Origin of the sequence: Pseudomonas sp. GM79, assembly GCF_000282495.1 — a bacterium.
Taxonomy (GTDB): domain Bacteria; phylum Pseudomonadota; class Gammaproteobacteria; order Pseudomonadales; family Pseudomonadaceae; genus Aquipseudomonas.
Map to the genome: position 1 here is coordinate 1 of NZ_AKJE01000117.1, position 20,141 is coordinate 20,141.

Annotated in this window: 19 protein-coding genes; 12 read left to right on the plus strand and 7 right to left on the minus strand. The window is 60.6% G+C overall.

What is annotated here, in order from left to right; genetic code table 11:
• Positions 1-242 precede the first annotated feature (242 nt).
• Entirely contained in the window at positions 243-1,169 is a 927-nt protein-coding gene (locus PMI36_RS00695; RefSeq protein WP_177319510.1) for a bifunctional 5,10-methylenetetrahydrofolate dehydrogenase/5,10-methenyltetrahydrofolate cyclohydrolase, read from the plus strand.
• Positions 1,170-1,361: 192 nt separating this feature from the next.
• Here PMI36_RS00695 and PMI36_RS00690 read toward each other — a convergent pair whose 3' ends face one another.
• Complete coding sequence (locus tag PMI36_RS00690) at positions 1,362-1,880, minus strand: SgcJ/EcaC family oxidoreductase (protein WP_008076470.1); 519 nt, start codon at positions 1,878-1,880, stop codon at positions 1,362-1,364.
• A gap of 170 nt (positions 1,881-2,050) precedes the next feature.
• Here PMI36_RS00690 and PMI36_RS00685 point away from each other — a divergent pair, with 170 nt between their 5' ends.
• Genes PMI36_RS00685 through PMI36_RS00670 form a run of 4 tightly spaced genes read left to right on the plus strand, consistent with a single transcriptional unit; the run spans position 2,051 to position 6,670 of the window.
• Complete coding sequence (locus PMI36_RS00685) at positions 2,051-3,235, plus strand: sensor histidine kinase (RefSeq protein WP_008076471.1); 1,185 nt, start codon at positions 2,051-2,053, stop codon at positions 3,233-3,235.
• A complete protein-coding gene (locus tag PMI36_RS00680; RefSeq protein WP_008076472.1) occupies positions 3,232-3,885 on the plus strand; it encodes a response regulator in 654 nt (217 codons plus the stop codon). Before PMI36_RS00685 ends, PMI36_RS00680 begins: the two co-directional genes overlap by 4 nt.
• Entirely contained in the window at positions 3,882-6,209 is a 2,328-nt protein-coding gene (locus PMI36_RS00675; RefSeq protein WP_008076474.1) for an ATP-binding protein, read from the plus strand. The genes PMI36_RS00680 and PMI36_RS00675 overlap by 4 nt, the downstream gene beginning before the upstream one ends.
• Positions 6,206-6,670: a response regulator gene (locus tag PMI36_RS00670; RefSeq protein WP_007901111.1), complete on the plus strand. Its 465-nt coding sequence runs from the start codon at positions 6,206-6,208 to the stop codon at positions 6,668-6,670. The genes PMI36_RS00675 and PMI36_RS00670 overlap by 4 nt, the downstream gene beginning before the upstream one ends.
• On the opposite strand, the gene PMI36_RS00665 is transcribed toward PMI36_RS00670, so the two are convergent.
• Complete coding sequence (locus tag PMI36_RS00665) at positions 6,647-7,564, minus strand: alpha/beta fold hydrolase (RefSeq protein WP_008076476.1); 918 nt, start codon at positions 7,562-7,564, stop codon at positions 6,647-6,649. The genes PMI36_RS00670 and PMI36_RS00665 overlap by 24 nt on opposite strands.
• 310 nt (positions 7,565-7,874) lie before the next feature.
• Here PMI36_RS00665 and PMI36_RS00660 point away from each other — a divergent pair, with 310 nt between their 5' ends.
• Positions 7,875-8,552, plus strand: a complete 678-nt coding sequence (locus PMI36_RS00660) for a glutathione S-transferase family protein (RefSeq protein WP_008076478.1) — start codon at positions 7,875-7,877, stop codon at positions 8,550-8,552.
• A gap of 121 nt (positions 8,553-8,673) precedes the next feature.
• Positions 8,674-10,869, plus strand: coding sequence for a TonB-dependent siderophore receptor (locus tag PMI36_RS00655; RefSeq protein ID WP_008076479.1), 2,196 nt, complete (start codon positions 8,674-8,676; stop codon positions 10,867-10,869).
• On the opposite strand, the gene PMI36_RS00650 is transcribed toward PMI36_RS00655, so the two are convergent.
• Positions 10,866-11,192, minus strand: coding sequence for a hypothetical protein (locus PMI36_RS00650; RefSeq protein ID WP_008076480.1), 327 nt, complete (start codon positions 11,190-11,192; stop codon positions 10,866-10,868). The genes PMI36_RS00655 and PMI36_RS00650 overlap by 4 nt on opposite strands.
• A gap of 239 nt (positions 11,193-11,431) precedes the next feature.
• On the opposite strand from PMI36_RS00650, the gene PMI36_RS00645 reads away from it, so the two are divergent.
• Complete coding sequence (locus PMI36_RS00645) at positions 11,432-12,856, plus strand: homospermidine synthase (protein WP_008076481.1); 1,425 nt, start codon at positions 11,432-11,434, stop codon at positions 12,854-12,856.
• Positions 12,857-12,892: 36 nt separating this feature from the next.
• Here the strand turns inward: PMI36_RS00645 and PMI36_RS00640 are convergent, their stop codons facing one another.
• The 4 genes from PMI36_RS00640 to PMI36_RS00625 all read right to left on the minus strand — a co-directional run bounded on the left by PMI36_RS00640 (position 12,893) and on the right by PMI36_RS00625 (position 16,784).
• The gene (locus PMI36_RS00640; RefSeq protein ID WP_008076482.1) at positions 12,893-13,597 is read right to left on the minus strand and encodes a phosphoribosyltransferase; all 705 of its coding nucleotides are present in this window, start codon (positions 13,595-13,597) and stop codon (positions 12,893-12,895) included.
• 81 nt (positions 13,598-13,678) lie between these two features.
• Positions 13,679-14,566 (minus strand): universal stress protein, encoded by an 888-nt coding sequence (locus PMI36_RS00635; protein ID WP_032830774.1) that lies wholly within the window; start codon positions 14,564-14,566, stop codon positions 13,679-13,681.
• Between the two features lie 175 nt (positions 14,567-14,741).
• Complete coding sequence (locus tag PMI36_RS00630; RefSeq protein ID WP_008076484.1) at positions 14,742-15,560, minus strand: alpha/beta fold hydrolase; 819 nt, start codon at positions 15,558-15,560, stop codon at positions 14,742-14,744.
• A gap of 330 nt (positions 15,561-15,890) precedes the next feature.
• Entirely contained in the window at positions 15,891-16,784 is an 894-nt protein-coding gene (locus PMI36_RS00625; protein WP_008076485.1) for a LysR family transcriptional regulator, read from the minus strand.
• Positions 16,785-16,889: 105 nt separating this feature from the next.
• Between PMI36_RS00625 and PMI36_RS00620 the strand changes: the two genes are divergently transcribed.
• The 4 genes from PMI36_RS00620 to PMI36_RS00605 are packed head-to-tail and all read left to right on the plus strand — an operon-like array spanning position 16,890 to position 20,066.
• Positions 16,890-17,555, plus strand: coding sequence for an RraA family protein (locus PMI36_RS00620; RefSeq protein WP_008076487.1), 666 nt, complete (start codon positions 16,890-16,892; stop codon positions 17,553-17,555).
• The gene (locus PMI36_RS00615; protein ID WP_008076488.1) at positions 17,555-18,217 is read left to right on the plus strand and encodes an RraA family protein; all 663 of its coding nucleotides are present in this window, start codon (positions 17,555-17,557) and stop codon (positions 18,215-18,217) included. The genes PMI36_RS00620 and PMI36_RS00615 overlap by 1 nt, the downstream gene beginning before the upstream one ends.
• A complete protein-coding gene (locus PMI36_RS00610) occupies positions 18,217-18,855 on the plus strand; it encodes an RraA family protein (RefSeq protein ID WP_008076489.1) in 639 nt (212 codons plus the stop codon). Before PMI36_RS00615 ends, PMI36_RS00610 begins: the two co-directional genes overlap by 1 nt.
• Positions 18,852-20,066: a pyridoxal phosphate-dependent aminotransferase gene (locus PMI36_RS00605; RefSeq protein WP_008076490.1), complete on the plus strand. Its 1,215-nt coding sequence runs from the start codon at positions 18,852-18,854 to the stop codon at positions 20,064-20,066. Before PMI36_RS00610 ends, PMI36_RS00605 begins: the two co-directional genes overlap by 4 nt.
• Positions 20,067-20,141 lie beyond the last annotated feature (75 nt).

Sequence of the window (20,141 nt, forward strand, 5' to 3'; positions counted from 1 at the left end):
TGCCGCAGGCTGCGATCTTTTATCGATAACGAAGATCAAGATCAAAAGATCGCAGCCTGCGGCAGCTCCTACAGATTGCCCACGATCCCCTGCCTGTCTTATCTTCCGGTGTTGCGGTGGTATTGGCCTGCCCTCAACTGGTAGCCTGTACGTCGCTGCCTGCATGTCTCTGATGGATCATCGGCGCGCGAAGACGCCGCGATGATCACTGCCCCCTTTTTAATCAGACAACGGTGACTCTTTTGACCAGCAGCACCCCCGCATTTGCCCGTGACATCGACGGCAAAGCCATTTCTGCCCAGGTTCTCGACGAGGTCCGGGAAGAGGTTCTGGCCCTGGCCGGCCAGCAGATCTATCCCGCCCTGGCGGTCCTGTTGGTCGGCGACGACCCGGCCAGCCACGTTTATGTGCGCAACAAACTGCTGCGCGCCAAGGAAGTCGGCATCCGCTCCCTTGAATACCGCCTGCCGGAAACCGCCAGCCAGGCCCAGGTGCTGGAACTGATTGCGCAACTCAACGCCGATGCCTCGGTGACCGGCATCCTGGTGCAACTGCCCTTGCCGGACTCTATCGATGAGCAGGCAGTGATTCATGCCATCGACCCAATCAAGGACGTCGACGGTTTTCATCGGGAAAACGTCGGTGGGCTGGTGCAAGGCATGGAGGTCCTGACCCCGTGCACGCCCAGTGGCTGCATGCGCCTGCTGCACGAGACCTGCGGTGATGACTTGAGCGGTTTGCACGCGGTGGTCATCGGCCGTTCGAACATTGTCGGCAAACCGATGGCGACCTTGCTGTTGCAGGCCAACTGTTCGGTCAGCGTGGTGCATTCGCGCAGCGTCGATGCCCCGGCGTTGTGCCGGCTGGCGGATATCGTGGTCGCGGCGGTGGGTCGGCCTGAGTTGATCGACGCCAGTTGGCTCAAACCCGGCGCGGTGGTGATCGATGTCGGTATCAACCGCATCGCCAGCGAATCCGGCGATCGTCTGGTGGGCGATGTCGACTATGCCAGCGCCCGCACCGTCGCCCGTGCGATCACCCCGGTGCCCGGTGGCGTCGGGCCGATGACCATTGCCTATCTGCTGAAAAACACCCTGATCGCCAGCCAGTTGCAACGCGCCGCCCAAGCCCGCGGGCAGCAACCTGTGGACGACCTTGCGTTGAACTGAGCACAACGCACACGGCCCACTTCAAGGTGGGCCGTGTCGGCATTACCCGTCAGCCGCGGAACCTGTGGGAGCGGGCTTGCTCGCGAAAGCGGTGTGTCAGGCGACATCAATGTTGGATGTGCTGACGCCTTCGCGAGCAAGCCCGCTCCCACAGGGATTGTGTCTTAACCACATCAAGCGTCGAAAACGCGGTTACTTCCCGGCGTGCAGCACCTGTGCTTGCGGCATCGCCGAAGAGTGGTGGTTGAGAATCTTCCACTGACCGCCAACTTGCTCATAGACGAAGGTGTAGCGCGCCTGCACCTGACGGGTTTTGCCATCGGCCTCGGTCAGGAAAAAGGTGTAGACGCCACTGTCCATGGCCACGTTGGTACCCAATGGGCGGATCTCACGGAAGTTGATCTGGCCCACCGGCTTGAGCGCCATGAAGTGATCGAAGTAGTCCTTGATCTGTGCCGGCGTGGTGCGCACCTTGTTGGAAACCGTCGGCTGCAACACCGCGTTCGGCGCATACAGGTCGACCACGCTCTGGACATTGCCGCTCTTCAATGCGCTGTTCCACTGGTCGAACAATGCGGCGATTTCGCGATCCTTCACATTGGCGGGCTGTTCGGCCACGCTGCTGTACACGTAAGGCACTGCCTCCAACGCCTGGGCCAACGGAGCGGTAAGGGCGAAAAACAGGGCGATGGCTGAGGTCTTGAATTTCATTGCGCTATTCCAAGTGTGGTCGATGGCCACACTGTGCCGCTCCAAACGTCACCCGCCATCGGCCAACCGGAGTCATTTGCCTATGCCATTCGGCAGATAGCGCCCTGCCCCGTCAACAAGGTTTAATGACGCCCCAGCCCGAACGGGCGCGCCTGCGCCGGAATATGCCCATGCAAAACCCTGATCATGACCCCGGTAGCGCCCTGGCCATTCGCACCCAGTATCGGCAATCGCAAAGTCGCGCCGCGCGACTGCGGTTGCTGGTGGATACCGGCCAGGAGTTGACGCAACTGGCCCCCGAAGCCATGCGTCAACGGGTGCTGCAACGGGCCTGCGCCTTCCTCGCGATGGACCACGCGCTATTACTGGAATGGGACGTGGATGCGCAGGTCAGGACCACCGCCAGTCACGGCAGTCGTGATCGTTTACACAGCCTCGAGCGTCTCGCCGATACCGCGATGTGCTCCCCGCAATGGCAGGAGCAGCCGAGCGCGGTCCTGCCCAATGTGCTGCGGGTGCCGTTGCGCGGCGGCGATGGCGCGGCCTTCGGTGCGTTGGTGCTGGCCAACAGTGTCAGCATCAGTGCACCGGACACCGAGGACCTCGAATCCCTGCAGTTGCTCGCCACCCTGCTGGCCGCGCATCTGGAAAACCAGCGGTTGCTGGATGCACTGGTGGCCCGCGAGCGCACCATGTCCGATCTGGTCCACAGGCTGTTCAGGGCACAGGAAGACGAACGCAAACGCATGGCTTACGACCTGCACGACGGCCTGGCGCAAACCCTCGCCGGGCTGCATCAGCGCCTGCAAGGTTTTGCCGGTCGCTGCCCGCCACTGCCCGACGAACTCGGCGCAGACTTACAAACGATTCTTGCACTGGCCCAGCATTGCGTCGGCGAAGGCCGGCAATTGATCAGCGGCCTGCGCCCGACGGTACTCGACGACTTTGGCTTGCTGAAGGCAGTCGACAAAGAAGCGGATCGCCTGCGCGACGCCGGGATCAAAGTGAACTGGAGCACGCGTTGCGAAGCACGTTTGCCCAGCCAGGTGGAAATCGCCCTGTTCCGGATTGCCCAGGAAGGCATCAACAATATTCTCAAACATGCGCAGGCCAGCCACGTCGTCCTCGCGCTGGAACTACACGAAGGACTGGCCTTGCTACGGCTGGACGACAACGGCAAAGGTTTTGCCATGGAACAACGACTCGACACCTGCGGCGCCCGGCACTTGGGGCTCGCGGCGATGAAGGAACGCGCAAGCCTGCTGGGCGGCGATTTCACTTGCGTCAGCCACGCGCATGGCGGGACGCAACTGCGCGCCACCGTACCTTCCGACCTCAATGGAACAGCTCAATGACTGAAGTTTTACGTCTGGTTCTGGCGGACGATCATGAGGTCACCCGAACCGGTTTCGTCGCGCTGCTGGCGGGCCATCCGCAATTCGAAGTGGTCGGCCAGGCCCGCGATGGCCAGGAAGCGGTAGACGTGTGCGAACGTCTGCTACCCGACATCGTCATCCTCGACATTCGCATGCCCGTGCTCAATGGGTTGGGCGCGGCGCGGATTCTTCAGCAGCGCCTGCCGGCCCTGAAAGTGGTGATCTTCACCATGGACGACAGCCCGGATCACCTGGAAGCGGCGATGAATGCCGGTGCCGTGGGTTATCTGCTCAAAGACGCCAGCCGCAATGAAGTGATTGACGCCCTGCAACGCGTCGCCGCGGGCGAGGAAGCCCTCAATAGCGCCGTCAGCGCCCGCCTGCTACGGCGCATGACCGAACGCAACACCAGTGGCGCCGCGCCTGCCGAAACTTTGACCGCCCGCGAACGGCAGGTCCTCGGGTTGGTAGCCAGCGGCTTCAGCAATCGTGAAATCGGCGAAGAACTCGGTATCACCACGGGAACGGCCAAAGCCCACGTGGAACGGGTCATCGGCAAACTCGGCGCCGCCGACCGAACCCAGGCGGCCGTTCGTGGCATGGCCCTGGGGCTGGTGACCCAGTCATGAAGGTTTCAAATGCTCGACGCTGGGCCGATCTGCCGTTACGTGGCAAAGCCCTCGTGGTGATTTCCCTTCCATTGGTAATCCTGTTGCTCTCGCTGGTGCTGATCTACATCACCGAGCGTCAGACCGCACGCGCGGAAGAGGACGTGCGCCGGGTGCTGCTGGTGCAAGGCGACATTCAGGCCGTACACACCCTGCTCGCCGAGGCCGCCGCCAGCGTGCGCGGCTATCTGCTGACCCGCCGCGAGGATTTCCTGCCAGGTTATCGGCAAGCCAAGCCCTTGATCGAATCAGCCCTGCGACGGCTCGACAGCAATGTTCGCGATGAGCGGGTGCGCAAACATCTGGAGGCGATCACCCCGTTGATCGAGACCAAGGTCGAGGGTCTGGTTGAACTGCTTGACGATCGCAGCGCCACACCCGAGTCGATTACCACCATCCTGATCAACAACAAGCACATCCTCGACGAATTGCGTGAACGCATCAGCGCCATGCGCACCCTCGAGGATACGTTGCTGGCTGAGCGCACCGCGGCCGCGGCCTCCACTCGACAGCGGTTGTTGTTCTCGACCCTGCTGGCCGCGGCGTGCGGGTTGTTTGGCGCCATTGTCGCGGTGCTGTTCCTGTCCAAGGGCATCGTCGCCCGGGTCAAACAGGTCCAGGGCAACGCACAACGACTGGCACTCGGTCAGCCGTTACTGCCGCAACCGCCGGAGAACGATGAGATTGGTCAATTGGGCACACGCCTGGTCGAAGCCGGGTTGTTGCTGGCTGAACGTGAGCGAGCGTTGCGCGATAACGAAGAGCGTCTGCGGCTGATCATCGACGGCGTGAAGGACTACGGTATTTTCGCCCTCGACACACAGGGCTTCGTCACCAGTTGGAATGCGGGCGCCGAACGGATCAAGGGCTACACCGAACAGGAAATCGTCGGCCAGCATTTTTCGGTGTTTTATCTGTCGCAAGAATGCCCGCAGCATCCCGACATGGCGCTGCGCGAGGCCACTCGCGACGGTCATTACATGGAAGAGGCCTGGCGTTGCCGCAAGGATGGCAGCCGCTTCTGGGCCAGCGTGGTGATTACCGCGCAATACGACAGCAGTGGCGCCTTGCGCGGATTTTCCAAGATCACCCGCGACATCACCGATCGCCGCGTGGCCGAGATAGCACTGAGCACCGCACGGGAAGAAGCCGAACGCGCCAGCCGCGCCAAAAGCGAGTTCCTGTCGCGCATGAGCCACGAACTGCGTACCCCGCTCAACTCCATTCTCGGCTTCGCACAACTGTTGGACATGGATTCGCCCAAGGGCCAGCGAGCGCAAATTGGTCACATCCTGCGGGCCGGACAACACTTGCTGACCCTGATCAACGAAGTGCTGGACATCGCCAAGATCGAAGCCGGGCGCCTGCCACTGAACGTTGAAGCCGTGCCCTTGGCGGTGGTGCTGCAAGAAGCCCTGACGCTGGTTTCCCCCATGGCTTGCGACGCCGGCATTCAACTGGTCGAGTTGCCGATGCTGGCCGCCGACAGCGGGATCGTCGCCGATCGGCAACGCCTGGTTCAGGTGCTGCTCAACCTGCTGTCCAACGCGATCAAATACAACCGGCCCCAAGGCCAGGTGCACATCGAAGTCAGGGTTATTCAACAGCGAATTGCCGTGTCAGTCTGCGATACCGGCAAGGGCATTGCGGCCGATCGACTGGAGCAACTGTTCAAGCCGTTCGAGCGTCTGGAGACCGATCCTAACGTGGAAGGCACCGGCCTGGGCCTGGCTTTGAGCAAGAGTCTGCTGGAAATGATGAACGGCAGCCTGACCGTCAAAAGCCAGCCAGGCAAAGGCGCAAGTTTCACCCTGGAACTGCCCTTCGTACGCTTGCAGCCAGTCACCGAACCACCGGTTGCACGAGTCAGTCACCCAACGGTCACAGCTGCCCTCGCCGCCCCGGATTACCAGGGCAAAGTGCTGTGCATCGAAGACAATCTCTCGAGCCTGGCCCTGATCGAAACCCTGCTGCAACGACGGCCGCACATCCAGTTGCTCTCAAGCATGCAGGGGCAAATGGGTCTGGACCTGGCCCGTCAACATGCGCCGCAGCTGATTTTGCTCGACGTGGCGCTGCCGGATCTGGATGGTTTCAATGTGCTGCAACGCTTGCGTCAGTCGTCCGTCACCCGTGCCATTCCCGTGCTGATGATCACCGCCGATGCCAGCGACCTCACGCATCTGGCCTTGCTGGAAGCGGGAGCGACGGCGGTGCTGACCAAGCCGATTCACATCCCTTCATTCCTCGCCCATCTTGACCAGCATTTACCGGAGCCCGTGTGAACACCGACCTGCGCATTCTGATCATCGACGACCAGCGGCCCAACCTCGACCTGATGGAGCAGTTGCTTGTCCGCGAAGGGCTGACCAACGTACTGAGCAGCACCCAGCCGCTGCGAACCCTGGACCTGTTCAACAGCTTCGAGCCGGACCTGGTAATTCTCGACCTGCACATGCCGGAGTTCGACGGCTTTGCCGTACTGGAACAACTCAACCGGCGCATCCCGACTGGCGAATACCTGCCAATCCTCGTGCTCACCGCCGACGCCACCCGCGATACCCGCCTGCGCGCGCTGGCCCTGGGCGCCAAAGACTTCATCAGCAAGCCACTGGACGCCCTGGAAACCATGCTGCGCGTCTGGAACCTGCTTGAAACCCGCGCGCTGTATAAAGCCTTGCGTACTTTGGTCCCGGCGGATCAGATCGAGTTGCTGCGTCAGTTAAAGCCGCACCCAGTTAGCTGATTGAAGGGGCGGAATCACTGACGCTTTGCTACTGAACGTCAGGTCTCGGGGCTGGCTCGGTATTTTGGCGACCGGCTGCAGAAAGCCCAGCAAGGCCTGCTGGGTGTCAGTCCAGGCCGTCGGGTGTTCCATATCGAGGAAGTGCCCGGCGTTCTTGATGGTCTGAAATTGAGCCTGAGGGCTATGCGCCGCAAAAAGACGGGCGTCTTCCACCGAGGTGTACTCATCCCGCTCGCCGTTGATAAACAGCAGCGGCACTTCGATGGCATCGGCACAGGAAACGTAGCAATGAGTGTCCTGAGTCAGCACCTCGTTGACGTGAAAGTGCATCTGCCGGTATTCGTGTTCGTCCAGGCTGCTGACATGGCGTTCGTTGAAACGTTTGAACAGCGACGGCAGATGCTTGCCGATCGTGCTGTTGATCAAGCGCCCGACATTGTGCCGATCACAGGCCTGGAGGAAGTGCCGGCCACTCTCCAAATAGTCGCGCATCGGCGTATTGATTCGCGCCGCGAACGAACTGATCACCGCTTTTTCGATTCGTCGTGGGTGCTGAGCCAGCGCCAGCAAAGTCGCCGCGCCGCCCCAGGAAAATGACAGCACATGCTGCGCCCGAAAGTGCTCGATCAACTCCAGCAATATTTCGGCTTCGTCTTCCTTGCGGATCGGCTGGTCATGCAGGTTGTGTTGTTTCGATTGACCGGCGTAGGGCTGATCGTAGAGGACTACATTGAAGCGTGGCCGCAGGTAGCGCACGGTCTGGGCAAAAGAGGCGGTCGTTGCCAGCGAGCCGTTGACCAGAATAATGGTCTTGTCGGCGGTGGCGTTGAGGTAATGCTCGGTGTAAACCCTGTACTTCTTACCAATCTGGACGATCGCAGTTTTCAACGTCATTTCATTCTATTCCTTGAACAAATTGGATCAGGCACACAGCTTGATTGACCGTCCGGCTTCCTCCGGGCAAGCCTGACAGCACAAACCAGCGACAACGGTACAAGGGCGCTGAGATGAACGCCATGACCAACAAGTCACAAACCGACCAGTGGCTCAGTCAAGCAGGGATTCTTCCGTTTGCAAGTATGCAAATTCGAAATTGACTGCCCTGACGCACTGCTGACATCCGCCTATGATTGTTCATTGCCCCCGTCTTTTCATATCAGGGCCTTGCGCTTCCCGCCCCTCCCATCCAATGAGGAGTTGAAAGATGTCGCTGACGCTTTACTACCATCCACTGGCGTCGTTCTGTCACAAAGTACTCATCGCGCTCTACGAAAACGGCATCGAATTCGAGAGAAGAATCATCGATCTCGGTGACCCTGCCGACAGCGCAGAACTTCAGGCATTGTGGCCAATCGGAAAGTTCCCAATAATTTTTGACGCTGTTCACCAGCGAAATCTGCCGGAGTCCAGCATCATCATCGAGTACCTGGATAGACGATTTCCAGGCACGCACCATCTGGTTCCAGACGATTGGGATACCGCGCTGGAAGTCCGATTATGGGATCGCTTTTTCGACCATTATGTACAAGTGCCGATGCAACAGATTGTCAGTGATCGGCTACACGCGACCAACGGCGATGTGACCAAAGAGCGATCCATGCTGAAAACGGCCTACGGCATGCTTGAACGCCGGATGGCATCCAGAACCTGGGTAGCCAGCCCGGCGTTCAGCATGGCCGATTGCGCCGCTGCCCCGGCACTTTTCTATGCCAGGACGCTTGTGCCATTCCCCGATGACTACGACCACTTGCGTGCCTATTTCGAGAGGTTGGTACAGAGACCGTCATTTCAGCGCGTGATCGATGAAGCCCGGCCCTGGTTTTCGTTCTATCCGTTTGCGGAGGCCCTTGAGCAACGGTTTCGTGTTACGAGTCCCTCGTAGGCGCTCGTCGCGATGACACTTTCATTTCATGATCGCTCCTCTTGTATGATGCCCCGCTTTCAAGCGTGAGCCACAGGCTAAGACTCGCCAAACCCGGGCCCGCAGTCGTCGAGGATTTTTCATGAATAGGCTTTACCGGACCTCCCGCCAGGGAGTGGCCGCCCCGCGGTTCGCGCTCAATCCTCTGAACCTGGGCTTGGGCCTGCTGCTGTCCAGCGCCGTGCCTTCGGCCTGGGCCACCGCGACCGAACTGCCGGCGGTGACCGTCACCGGCGATGATACTTCCGGTTATCAGGCCGACAGCGCGTCGGTCGGTGGTTTCGAGGCGGCGCCGTTGCTCGATACGCCAGCCTCGATTTCGGTGGTCAACGAGGCGATGATCAAGGATCAGCAGGCCCGCCTGCTCAGCGAGGTACTGCGCAACGACGCCTCGGTGGGTGAAAGCTACGCGCCGGTCGGCTACTACGAAAACTTCGTCGTGCGTGGCTTCTCCCTCAACTCCGCCAGCAGCTACAAGATCAACGGCCGCACCATCACTGGCGAACAGAATGTCGGGCTGGAGAACAAACAGCAGGTGGAGTTGCTCAAGGGCCTTTCCGGTCTGCAAAGCGGTGTCAGCGAGCCCGGCGGATTGGTCAACTACGTGACCAAGCGGCCTGGCGACGTGCGTTCGGTCACCGTCTCCACCGACGATCGCGGCAGCGGTTACCTGGCGACCGACGTCGGTGGATGGTTCGGCAGCGAGCAGCAGTTCGGCCTGCGCGCCAACCTGGCCCACGAAGACCTGCATTCCTACGTCGAACACACCAATGGCCAGCGCGACTTCGCCTCGCTGGCCTTCGACTGGAACATCAGCCCCAATGCGCTGCTGCAACTGGACGCCGAGTACCAGACCAAGGAACAGCGCTCGGCACCGGGTTATCAATTGCTCGGTGGTTCCAGCCTGCCGCACCACGCCTCGCCGAAGAAGCTGCTGGCTCACCAGAGCGGTTCGAACCCGGTCACCACCGATGCGCTGAACCTCAACGGCAATTTCGAATACCGCTTCAGCGACCAGTGGAAAGGCAGCCTTAGCGCCTCGCGCAGCCGGGTGGTGATCGATGACTACAGTTCGTTCGCCTGGGGCTGCTACGGCTCCGCCAGTTGCGCCAGCGCGGCGGTGCCGAACTACTTCAGCCCCGAGGGCGACTACGACATTTACGATTTCCGCAGCCCCGACGATACCCGCCGCAACGATGAAGTGCAGGCGGCCCTCAGCGGCCACTTCGAAACCGGAGGCCTGGGCCACGAACTCAGCGTCGGGACTAGCGCGTTCCGCCGCGTGGTGGACAAACGCGATGCCATCAATCAGATGATCGGCAGCGCCAACATCAACAGCGAACCGGCTGATTTTGCCCCTTACGATGGCCCGCTCAACGATTCCTACCGACGCCTGGACAGCCGCCAGTACGGGCTGTTCTTCAATGACCGGATCAGTTTCAACGAGCAATGGCAGGCGGTGCTTGGCGGGCGCGAAGTGCGCCTGGATGAAGAGACCTTCGACAGCCAGGGCGACACCACCCGGCACACCCAACGCTATGAGTTCCTGCCCCAGGCCGCGCTGATCTACAAGCCGGTGCAAAACCTGTCGCTGTACACCCGCTATAGCAAGGGCCTGTCCCTGGGCGGCGAAGCAGCGTGGTTTACCACCAATGCCTATGAAATCCTCGCGCCCACCGTATCGCGACAAATCGAGGCAGGGATCAAATACGACTGGCAGCGCATCAGCCTGGCCGCGGCGCTGTTCCAGATCCGCCAGGCTTATCAGTACTCGCGACCGAATGACGACGGTACGTTCACGTTCACCCAACAGGGCGAACAGAAAAACACCGGGCTTGAGCTCTCGGCCAATGGCTGGGCCAGCCAGCGCCTGCAGATTTCTGCCAGTGTCGCGGCCATCCGCGCGCGGGTCACCGACAGCGGCACGCCAGCTTATGAAGGTCACCAGGCAATCAACGTTCCGACCCTGCGCGCCAATCTCTACGGCGACTATGCTCTGCCCTGGTTTGACGGCCTGGCGCTGCTCGGCGCAGTGCAGTACAGCGCCAGCAAGTACGCCAACCGCCAGGGTGAAGTGCAGACCGGTGCCTATGCCATTTTCAACATCGGCAGCCGCTACAGCACTCGCATCGACGGATACGACACCGTGTTCCGCCTGACCGTGGACAACCTGTTCGACAAACGCTACTGGCGCGACGCCGGTGAATACATGGGCGATGGCTACCTGTTCCAGGGCGCCCCACTCACCGCCCGGCTGAGCGCCTCGATCAACTTCTAGCGTCGGGCCAACTCATGCCGGATGCATTGCTCGTAGTACGTTTGCTTGATAGCAGCAGGCTTGAGGCGCGAGGGACTGTTATAGGTTTGTTCGGTAATCCCCATGGCCGTCATGCGCATCCACGGCCGGGGGAATTTTCGCGATTGCAGTTTCTTGCGTGCCCCGTAAAGCGTGAAACCGGAAAGCTTCGCCGCTTGCGCGTCTGCGGCGATGTCCGAGCCCCAGCTGCAGACGAAACGACTGTTCTTGCTCAGGTCCTTTGCCTGAGCCTCAAGCGAGAGCATCAGGGCAAACGTCACAGCCATCCATACCAAAGTCCGCATATCGCCAATGCCTAACCTTCTGAAAAGAAAGCAAGTTTGACAACGAAACGGAAATCGGGGGGCCAGCAGTTCGCCTCATTCTCATCTGTTTTTTGGTCTCGATCGGCATAGCCGAATCTCCTTGACGGTGTCCGAAACTTTTTTGAGCTTTAACTGAGCCTTGCAGTCTCTAGTTTGAGGGCGTCGTGGTTATCGACAGGTCATTTGCGGCGAGCTCGGTCAGCCGGTGGAGGCTATCGATGTCAGATCTTGAGCATGTCATTCAGCCCTTTGATGCCAGGTTGGTGATGATCGGTTCTGGCTGTATCGGAAAAGGCGTACTCCCGTTGCTGTTGCGCCATCTTGAACTTGAACCGCAGCGACTGTTGATCCTCAGTCCCGATGAAGATGGACGTTTACTCGCACAGGAATTTGGCGTCGCTCACCAAGCCGAGCAACTGGATCAGAACAATTACGAAGCGGTGCTGGACCCTCTGTTGAGCGCTGGCGATTTCCTGCTCAACCTCTCGGTGGGGGTTTCGAGCCTGTCCCTGATCCAGTTCGCCCAGCGTAAAGGCGTGCTGTATCTGGACACCTGTATCGAGCCGTGGGAAGGCGGTTATACCGACCCCGACAAATCCCTGTCCGAAAGATCCAACTATGCATTGAGGGAAGCGGCACTTCGGCTTCGGGGCGAAAGTGCGCAGGGTCTGTCCACCGCCATGTTGACCCACGGTGCCAATCCGGGGCTGGCGTCCCACCTGGTCAAACAGGCACTGGTTAACCTCGCTGAAGATTTGGGTGACACAACGCCCCTGCCCGCTACTCGCGAAGAATGGGCGCAACTGGCCAGCCGACTGAATATCCGCTGCATCCACATTGCCGAACGCGATTCGCAGTATTCATCGCAACACAAAATTGCCGATGAGTTCGTCAACACCTGGTCCGTGGACGGTTTCATCAGTGAAGGCAGCCAACCGGCGGAGCTGGGTTGGGGCAGCCATGAGAAAGCGCTGCCCGAGGATGGTTATTACCACGCCTTCGGGTGCCAGGCCGGGATCTATCTGCAACGCCCCGGCGCCTCCACGCCGGTTCGAACCTGGACGCCCTCGACGGGGCCAACCCATGGGCTGCTCGTGACTCACAACGAAGCCCTGTCGATTGCCGACTACCTGACCCTTGGCCAGGGAAGGCAGCCGACTTACCGGCCGACCGTCCACTACGCTTATCGACCCTGTGACGATGCCTTGCTCTCGGTGCATGAACTCGCCGAGCGCAACTGGAAACCCCAGAGCGACCAGCGTCTGCTCGATGACGAAATCATCGACGGTAGTGACGAACTCGGCGTGCTGCTGATGGGGCATGCCAGAAACAGTTATTGGTATGGCTCGCGCTTATCGATCCAGCAAGCCCGGGCTCTATGCCCCTATAACAGCGCCACCAGCCTGCAAGTGACGGCGGGAGTGCTGGCCGGCGTGATCTGGGCCATTCGCAATCCTCAACGTGGCATTGTCGAACCGGATGAATTGCCCTTCAGGGAAATTCTGCAGATCTGCATGCCTTACCTTGGCAAGGTAGAAGGCATCTATTCCGACTGGACGCCGCTTACCGGACGTCACTCACTGATGCCCGAGCAGACCGATGAATCCGATCCGTGGCAGTTCGTGAACGTCAGGATCACTTGAAAGCCTGACGTGGTTTGCTCCACACCAGGCAACGGCTCAAATACCGGAACCGTTCTGAAATGAGTCGCCCGAACCGGACTCTCGTTGCCAGGCCCGGTGCAGAAGATCGATGACCTCTTCGTCAGATGTCTGCGAAAAATCCGTGTACCAATGCCCGATCGAGATCATCCAGTCGGGGATGAGTGGGCAAATCAGTTCGTCCACTTCATCACGCAGCGCCTCTGCCGTCTCAAGCGGTGCCACCGGCACGGCAACGACGATGCGCGATGGCGCCTGCAGGCGCACGGCCTGTATCGCGGCCATCATCGTGGCACCTGTCGCCAGGCCGTCATCAATCAGAATCACCACCTGATCCTTGAGCGCCACAGGTGCGCGTGATGCCCGGTATAGCTGTTCGCGACGCAACAACTCCTGCGTTTCCTTTGCAACCACGGCATCGAGCGTGCGTTGATCAATACCGTTAGCCCGCAGCGCATCTTCGTTGACGATTTGTATGCCGCCACTGGCAATTGCGCCCATGGCGAACTCCTGGTGGGACGGTACTCCCAGCTTGCGCACCAGCATCAGCTCCAGGCGAACCTCCAGGGCCGTGGCGACTTCATAGGCCACCGGAACGCCGCCACGGGGTAAGGCGAGAACGATGACATCGGCTCTTTTAGCGTATTTGAGCAACGGCTCCACCAGGCCTCGGCCGGCATCAACCCGGTCATGCAAGATGGTTTGCAATGAAGGACTAGTCATTTGAAAACCTCCCTGGGGCGGGATCCCCAAAAACGGGCGTTCGTTTGACGGCGGCCATCATTCCGATCGGGGCGCCCGCCCCTAGACCGCCAGAATGCTGCAAGGCACCTGGTACAGGATATGTTCCGTCGTGCTGCCAAGCAGCCGCTCCAGGCCACGGTATTGAGCCCTGCCCATCACGATCACATCCACTTGATGCACGTGGGTGAATTCGCTCAGTACCGAGACAGGGTGCCCCATGATGAAATGTCGACACTCAGGGGGGACACCGAACCGTGCGGCCAGCTTGAGAAAAGATTTTTCCAGGTCGTTGCGCAACTCCTTGGTCAGCTCCGAGAGCGTCAGATCGCCGCCCAGATCCGCCAGAAAAGCTGCCGAAATGTCACACGCGTACAGCAGATGCAACTCGGCATTGCACTGCAGCGCCAAGCCGCAAGCCTGCAAGATGATCCGGTCATTGAGTTCACTGTTCGAAGGCTCGGTGTCTGACACGTCAACCGCGGCCACCACCTTCTGCGGCAAGGCATGGCATTCACCCCCCACCAGATAAACCGGGACCGGACAATGACGCAACAAACGCCAATCCAGCGGCGTGAAAAACGCGCGCTTGAGCACCGGCTCATGCTGCACTTGCTTGATCAACAGATCGGGCTGCACTTGCGTGACATGGTCAAGAATGTCCTGACGCATGTTGTCGGCCCAGGCGACTTCGGTTGTCACCTCGATCCCCCGGCCTCGCATCTTTTCCGCTTGTTCATCGAGCCAGTCGCGGTGCTCCTGCAGGTAGGTCGCCCGAGCCATTTTGCGGTCGCCTTCTTCGAGCAGCGACAAAATATCCAACGAGGGGATCAGGCCGGCAATGTGCAAGCTCGCCCCGCTGGCCTTGGCCAGGGCAGCGCCATGGTTTATCGCAGGAGAATGGCGCAGCAGCGGGTTGATGATCAGTAATAACCGTTGATACTGGCTCATGGGCAGACTCCAGACAGGTTGATCCTCGACGCCGGCTCGAGAATCCAGCATCAGGCCCAGACTCCTCCCTTAAAGCCTCTTAAGCGTTGATTTATATCAACTCCCTTGAATGAGGCATTGAAAGGGCCACTTGAGAAGAATAGTTCACAACGCTGCTGTGCATCTCATGCCAGACTCATCCGCGATGGCCGTTCGCCTGAAAGTCGGCAATCTGCTGCCACATCGCGATCGGGTTGGAATACATGGGGAAATGCCCGCACTGCGCAATCGGCGCCAGCCGCACGCCTTGGGCCTGGATATGCGGCAGATAGGACAATGAAGCGTTCTGCTCGCCGTACATGAACATGCGCGGGCATGGCAGGCCGAGGAACTTGCCCATCAAGTCGGCGTTGTCGGAAAGATCGACCATCGACTCGAAGATCCCGCGTACCGCGCCGGCACGAACCTTGTGCCGCAAGCTTGCGGAATAAAGCGCACTGGCATAAGCCGGCGCGTGCCGGGCGCGTTCGATGAAGGCGGCGAAAAACACCTCGGGATCGTCCGCCGGGTAATCGACGATCTGCCGGCTGAGGAAACAGTCCTCCGGGGCGATGTTGCCCTCGATGTCGACGAAGCTGAGTACCCGGTCCGGGCATTGATGAGCCAGCATCAGTGCGGTCAGTCCGCCCATGGAATGGCCGACCAGATGAAAACGTTCGATACCGAAATGCTCCAGCACCTGCAAGGCGGTCTTCAGCAGGAAGGGGATGGAAATCCGCGAAAGGTCACTGCACTGGCTTTCGCCGCAACCCGGTGCGTCATAAGCGACGAAAGGATAACCGGCGAAGGCGGCCTGCTGCACGATGTCGGCGTAGTCTTCCTTGGTCGAGCCAAACCCATGCAGGAACACAATCGGCGCCAGGACACCGTCGCGGTGAAGGGTGGCGATGTTCAGCCGGACGCCCTCCACCGTCAGAGGAATGTGCGCTTGAGTGAAGGTTTCAGGTTTGGACACGTGATGGATTCCTTGAGCGAAAAGGTGACCGCCGGGCCTAATACCAGTCAGTTGAGCAATTTGTAGCAGCTGCCGAGCCCGCGAGGCTGCGTTCGGCTGCGAAGCAGTCGCAAAATAAGAAATTGCGGTGTGTCAGCCAGACCGCATCTGTCGGATTCACGACTGCTTCGCAGCCGAACGCAGCCTCGCGGGCTCGGCAGCTGCTACGGGAAACATTTACGGCTTAACTGACTGGCATTGACTGTCGGGCCGAAGCAAAGCCGTCAATTTCGCGGGGATCGGTCCTTCTGTAAATTCCTCATTCGGGAATACTGTCATAGGTCAAACCTATCAAACGCTCTTTCGGAGCCGGGCGACCACCTCCTCCACCAGCGGATTGGGCCGATCGGCGTTCCAGGCCACCGCTGTCGTCACCACATTGAGTGGCTGGCTCAGCGGTCGCAACACCACATTATCGGGGGCCAGTTTCTTCAGCGAAGCCGGCACCAAAGCGATGCCTTGCCCACAACTGACGAAAGCGATTTGCGACGCGACGGAGCGCACTTCATGCAGCACGCGCGGGGAAAATCCACTGGCGCGGCAGGTCGCGATCAGATTGTCGAAGTACACCGGGCTGACCTGTCGGGAAAACATCACCAGGGGCTCGGTGGCCAGGCTCGACAGGCTGATGCGCTTGCGCGAAGCCAATGGGTGATCGCTGGGCAGGGCCACGACCAGGCGATCCTCAGTCAGCGGCAGCGACTTGATCGAGGCGCCCAGATCACCGTCCAGACGGGCGAAGGCCAGGTCGATGTCCCCGGCTTCCAGCGCAGGCACGGCTTCGACGCTGTCGATCTCCCGCACGGACACGGTAAGGTGCGGGTAATCGACCTTCAGCTGCTCGATCAACCCGGGCAACACATCGAACATCGCCGTGGAAATCGCGCCGACGGTCAACATCCCCGACTGCCCCGCCACCGCCTCCTCCACGGCCAGTTCCAGGCGCTCCAGTTGCTCGGCGAACTTGCGCACCGCCGGCAGGATCGCGGCGCCTACCGGGGTCAGTTTCGCTCCCCGCCGCGAGCGGTCGAACAGCTTGACCTTGAGCGCCTGCTCCAGCACTTGAATCTGCTCGCTTAACGGTGGCTGGGACATTCCCAGGCGTTTGGCGGCGCGGCCGAAATTCTGTTCTTCGGCAACGGCCAGGAACAACCAGAGGTGCCGAATCAAGCGGAAATTGATCATGGTTAATCCATAGGTTTAACGTATGTAATGCTTCTGTGATTAGTAATATACCTATCAAATAGTCTCGCCGACACTGGGCGCCTCCGTCACCACTGGGGCTTTCCCATGATCAATAAAAGTTTGCTGGATCGCTTGGCGGCGCTGGATACCAACACGGTCTCCGATGCGCTCGACTTCCTCGGCCTGCCGGGCGCCACCGTGGGGCTACGCCCGCTGTGGAACTGCCCGAAGATCGTCGGCCGCGCCAGTACCGTCTTGCTGGCGCCCAAATCCGACACCCTACCGACCGTGCACCTGATTACTTCGGTGGTTGAACAGATCGACAGCGACGATCGCGTGCTGGTGATCGCCGGCGGTATCGAAGGGATTTCCTGCTGGGGCGACATCCTCGCCAACGCGGCGGCCGGCAAGCACGTACGCGGCACGGTGATCGACGGTTTCAGCCGCGACATCGACGGCAGCGAAGCGATTGGTTACCCGGTTTATGGCCGTGGCGTGACCATGATCAGTGCGCGCAACCGGGTGGTGCAGATCGATGCCGCAGTGACAATCAAGGTCGCTGGTGTCGACGTCAGCGAGGATGACTATGTCATTGCCGATACCTGCGGAACCGTATTCGTCCCCCAAACCCATATCGAAAAGGTCATCGATCTCGGCGAGCGCATTGCACGCCGTCAGGATGGCATGGTCGAGGCCGTGCGCAGCGGCCGCTCGGTGGCCGAGGTGATGCACGACACCCAGTTCGAAGCAATCCGCGTGGAGCACGCCTGATGAATCTTGAAGATCAAACCCTGGTCGCCTTGTTTGAAGGCCTCGACACTCCTGGCGTCTCCGATGCCCTGGACAAGCTCGGCCTGCCCGGACAATGCCTCGACGTGGCGCCGCTGGACAATTACGCCAAGGTCATCGTCGGGCCGGCGTTCACCGTGCAATACGTCTCGGCCAGCGTCCCGCCGGGCACGGTGGGTGATTTCATCGAAGACGTCGCACCCGGCGACGTGGTGGTGATCGACAACGGCGGCCGTACCGACTGCACCGTTTGGGGCGACATCATGACCCAGTACGCCGGCACCCGACAGATCGCCGCCACGGTCATCGACGGGGTGTGCCGTGATGTGAACAAGGCGCTGGGTGATGGCTACCCGATCTTCAGCAAAGGTCGCTTCATGCGCACCGGCAAAGACCGCGTGCAAGTGCAGTCGGTCAACCAGCCGGTGTCCATCGGCACGGCACGGGTCTGCTCCCGTGACATCGTGGTCGCCGATGCCAACGGCGTGGTGATCGTGCCTCGCGCCCGTGCCGCTGAAGTGGCGGCATGTGCCCGCCAGATCGAATCGGTCGAAGCCGACATTCGCGCCCTGATCGCTCAAGGCCAAACCCTCAAAGAAGCCCGTGCTGCATTGGGTTACCACAACCTGCAGAGGAAAGTCTGATGACCACGCTCCCCTTCCCCCCGGATTTTCGCGCGCGGGCAAAAGTACTGGGCACCTCGACGCTGTATGAAGCGTCCCATCTGCCCTGCGCGGTTGACAGTGCGATCCGCCCGATCTGGGACGGCGCCTTTATCGCCGCCCCCGCCTACCCGCTGGAATGTTCGCCGGGCGATAACCTGGCCCTGCATCTGGCGATGGAACGCGTGCCCCGTGGCAGCGTACTGGTCGTGGGTACGGGTGGCTTCATCGCCGGTTACTGGGGCGAGGTGCTCACCGTGGCGGCCGAAGCGGCGGGCGTCGTCGGTTTGGTAATCGATGGCGGCGTACGCGATATCGCCGCGTTGAAGAAACGCCAGTTCCCGGTATTTGCCCGTGGCATCTCGGTCAAAGGCACGGTCAAGGCCAGCGCCCCCTCAGTGGGACAACCGTTCAATTTCAATGGTGCTTTCGTGGCACAGGGCGACCTGGTGGTGGCTGACGACGACGGCGTGATCATCATCCCCAAGGCCGATGCCGCACGTACCCTCGCCGAAGGCGAAGCGCGCGCGAACAAGGAAGCGCAGATGATGCAGGCGCTGACCGAAGGCCGCTCGACCCTGGAACTGATGAACCTGACAGACTGGAGAATCCGGGCATGAGCATCGACATTCAGCGCCTCAACCAGCGCCTGGCCAGCGCACAGCCCTCGGCGACTTATCGGATCATGGATCGCGTGGCGGAACGCCGGGCACAAGGGGCGAAGATCATTTCGCTGTGTGCCGGCGAACCGGATTTCGATACCCCCAAACATGTGCGTGAAGCGGCCATTCACGCCATCGAGCATGGCCACACCCGCTACACCCAGGTGGCCGGTGTGCGCTCGTTGCGAGAAGCGGTGGCGGCCAAGTTCCGGCGCGAAAATGGTCTGGACGTGAGCTGGCAAGACACGCTGGTTTGCAACGGTGGCAAACAGGTGATCTACAACGCCCTGGCCGCCACCCTCAACGAGGACGACCAGGTCATCGTGCCGGCGCCGTACTGGGTCAGTTACCCGGAGATGGTGCAACTGTGCGGCGGTGAAGCGCGGATCGTCACCTGCGACGCCGATACCGGTTTCAAGCTGACGCCCGCAGCGCTGACCGCCGCGATCACCCCGCAGACCCGTTGGTTGATTCTCAACTCGCCGTCCAATCCGACCGGTGCGGTGTACAGCGAGGTGGAACTTCGTGCCCTGGCGGCGGTGTTGCTGGATCATCCCCACGTGCTGATTCTGGCCGATGACATCTATGAACACCTGATCTTCGACGATCAAGCGTTCTACACCCTGGCCCAGGTGGAGCCACGACTGGCGCCGCGAACCCTGACCATGAACGGTGTCTCCAAGGCCTACGCCATGACCGGCTGGCGCATCGGTTTTGCCACCGGGCCGCGCTGGTTGCTGGAGGCCATGGAAAAACTGCAGGGCCAGCAGACCTCGGGCGCAAGCTCTGTTTCGCAGCAAGCCGCACTCGCCGCGCTGGAGGGGCCGAAAGACTTCATCCGCGAAAGCCGTGCCGCTTTCCAGGCTCGTCGCGATTTGATGGTGACGCTGCTGAACGACACGCCGGGACTGGAATGCGTGAGCCCGGCGGGTGCGTTCTATGCGTTCGCCTCTTGTGCGGGGCTGATCGGCCGCACCTCACCGGGAGGTCGAGTGCTGCACACCGACGAAGATGTCACCCACGCGCTGCTCGACGAAGCAGATGTGGCCGTGGTGCATGGCAGTGCATTCGGCCTTGGCCCCTACATTCGTATTGCCTATGCCCTGGACGACGCGTCATTGCGCCAGGCCTGCGAGGCGATTCGGGCGTTCTGTACAGCGTTGCGTTAAACCTGTGGGAGCGGGCTTGCTCGCGAAAGCGGTGTGTCAGGCGACATCAATGTTGACTGTTCCACCGCCTTCGCG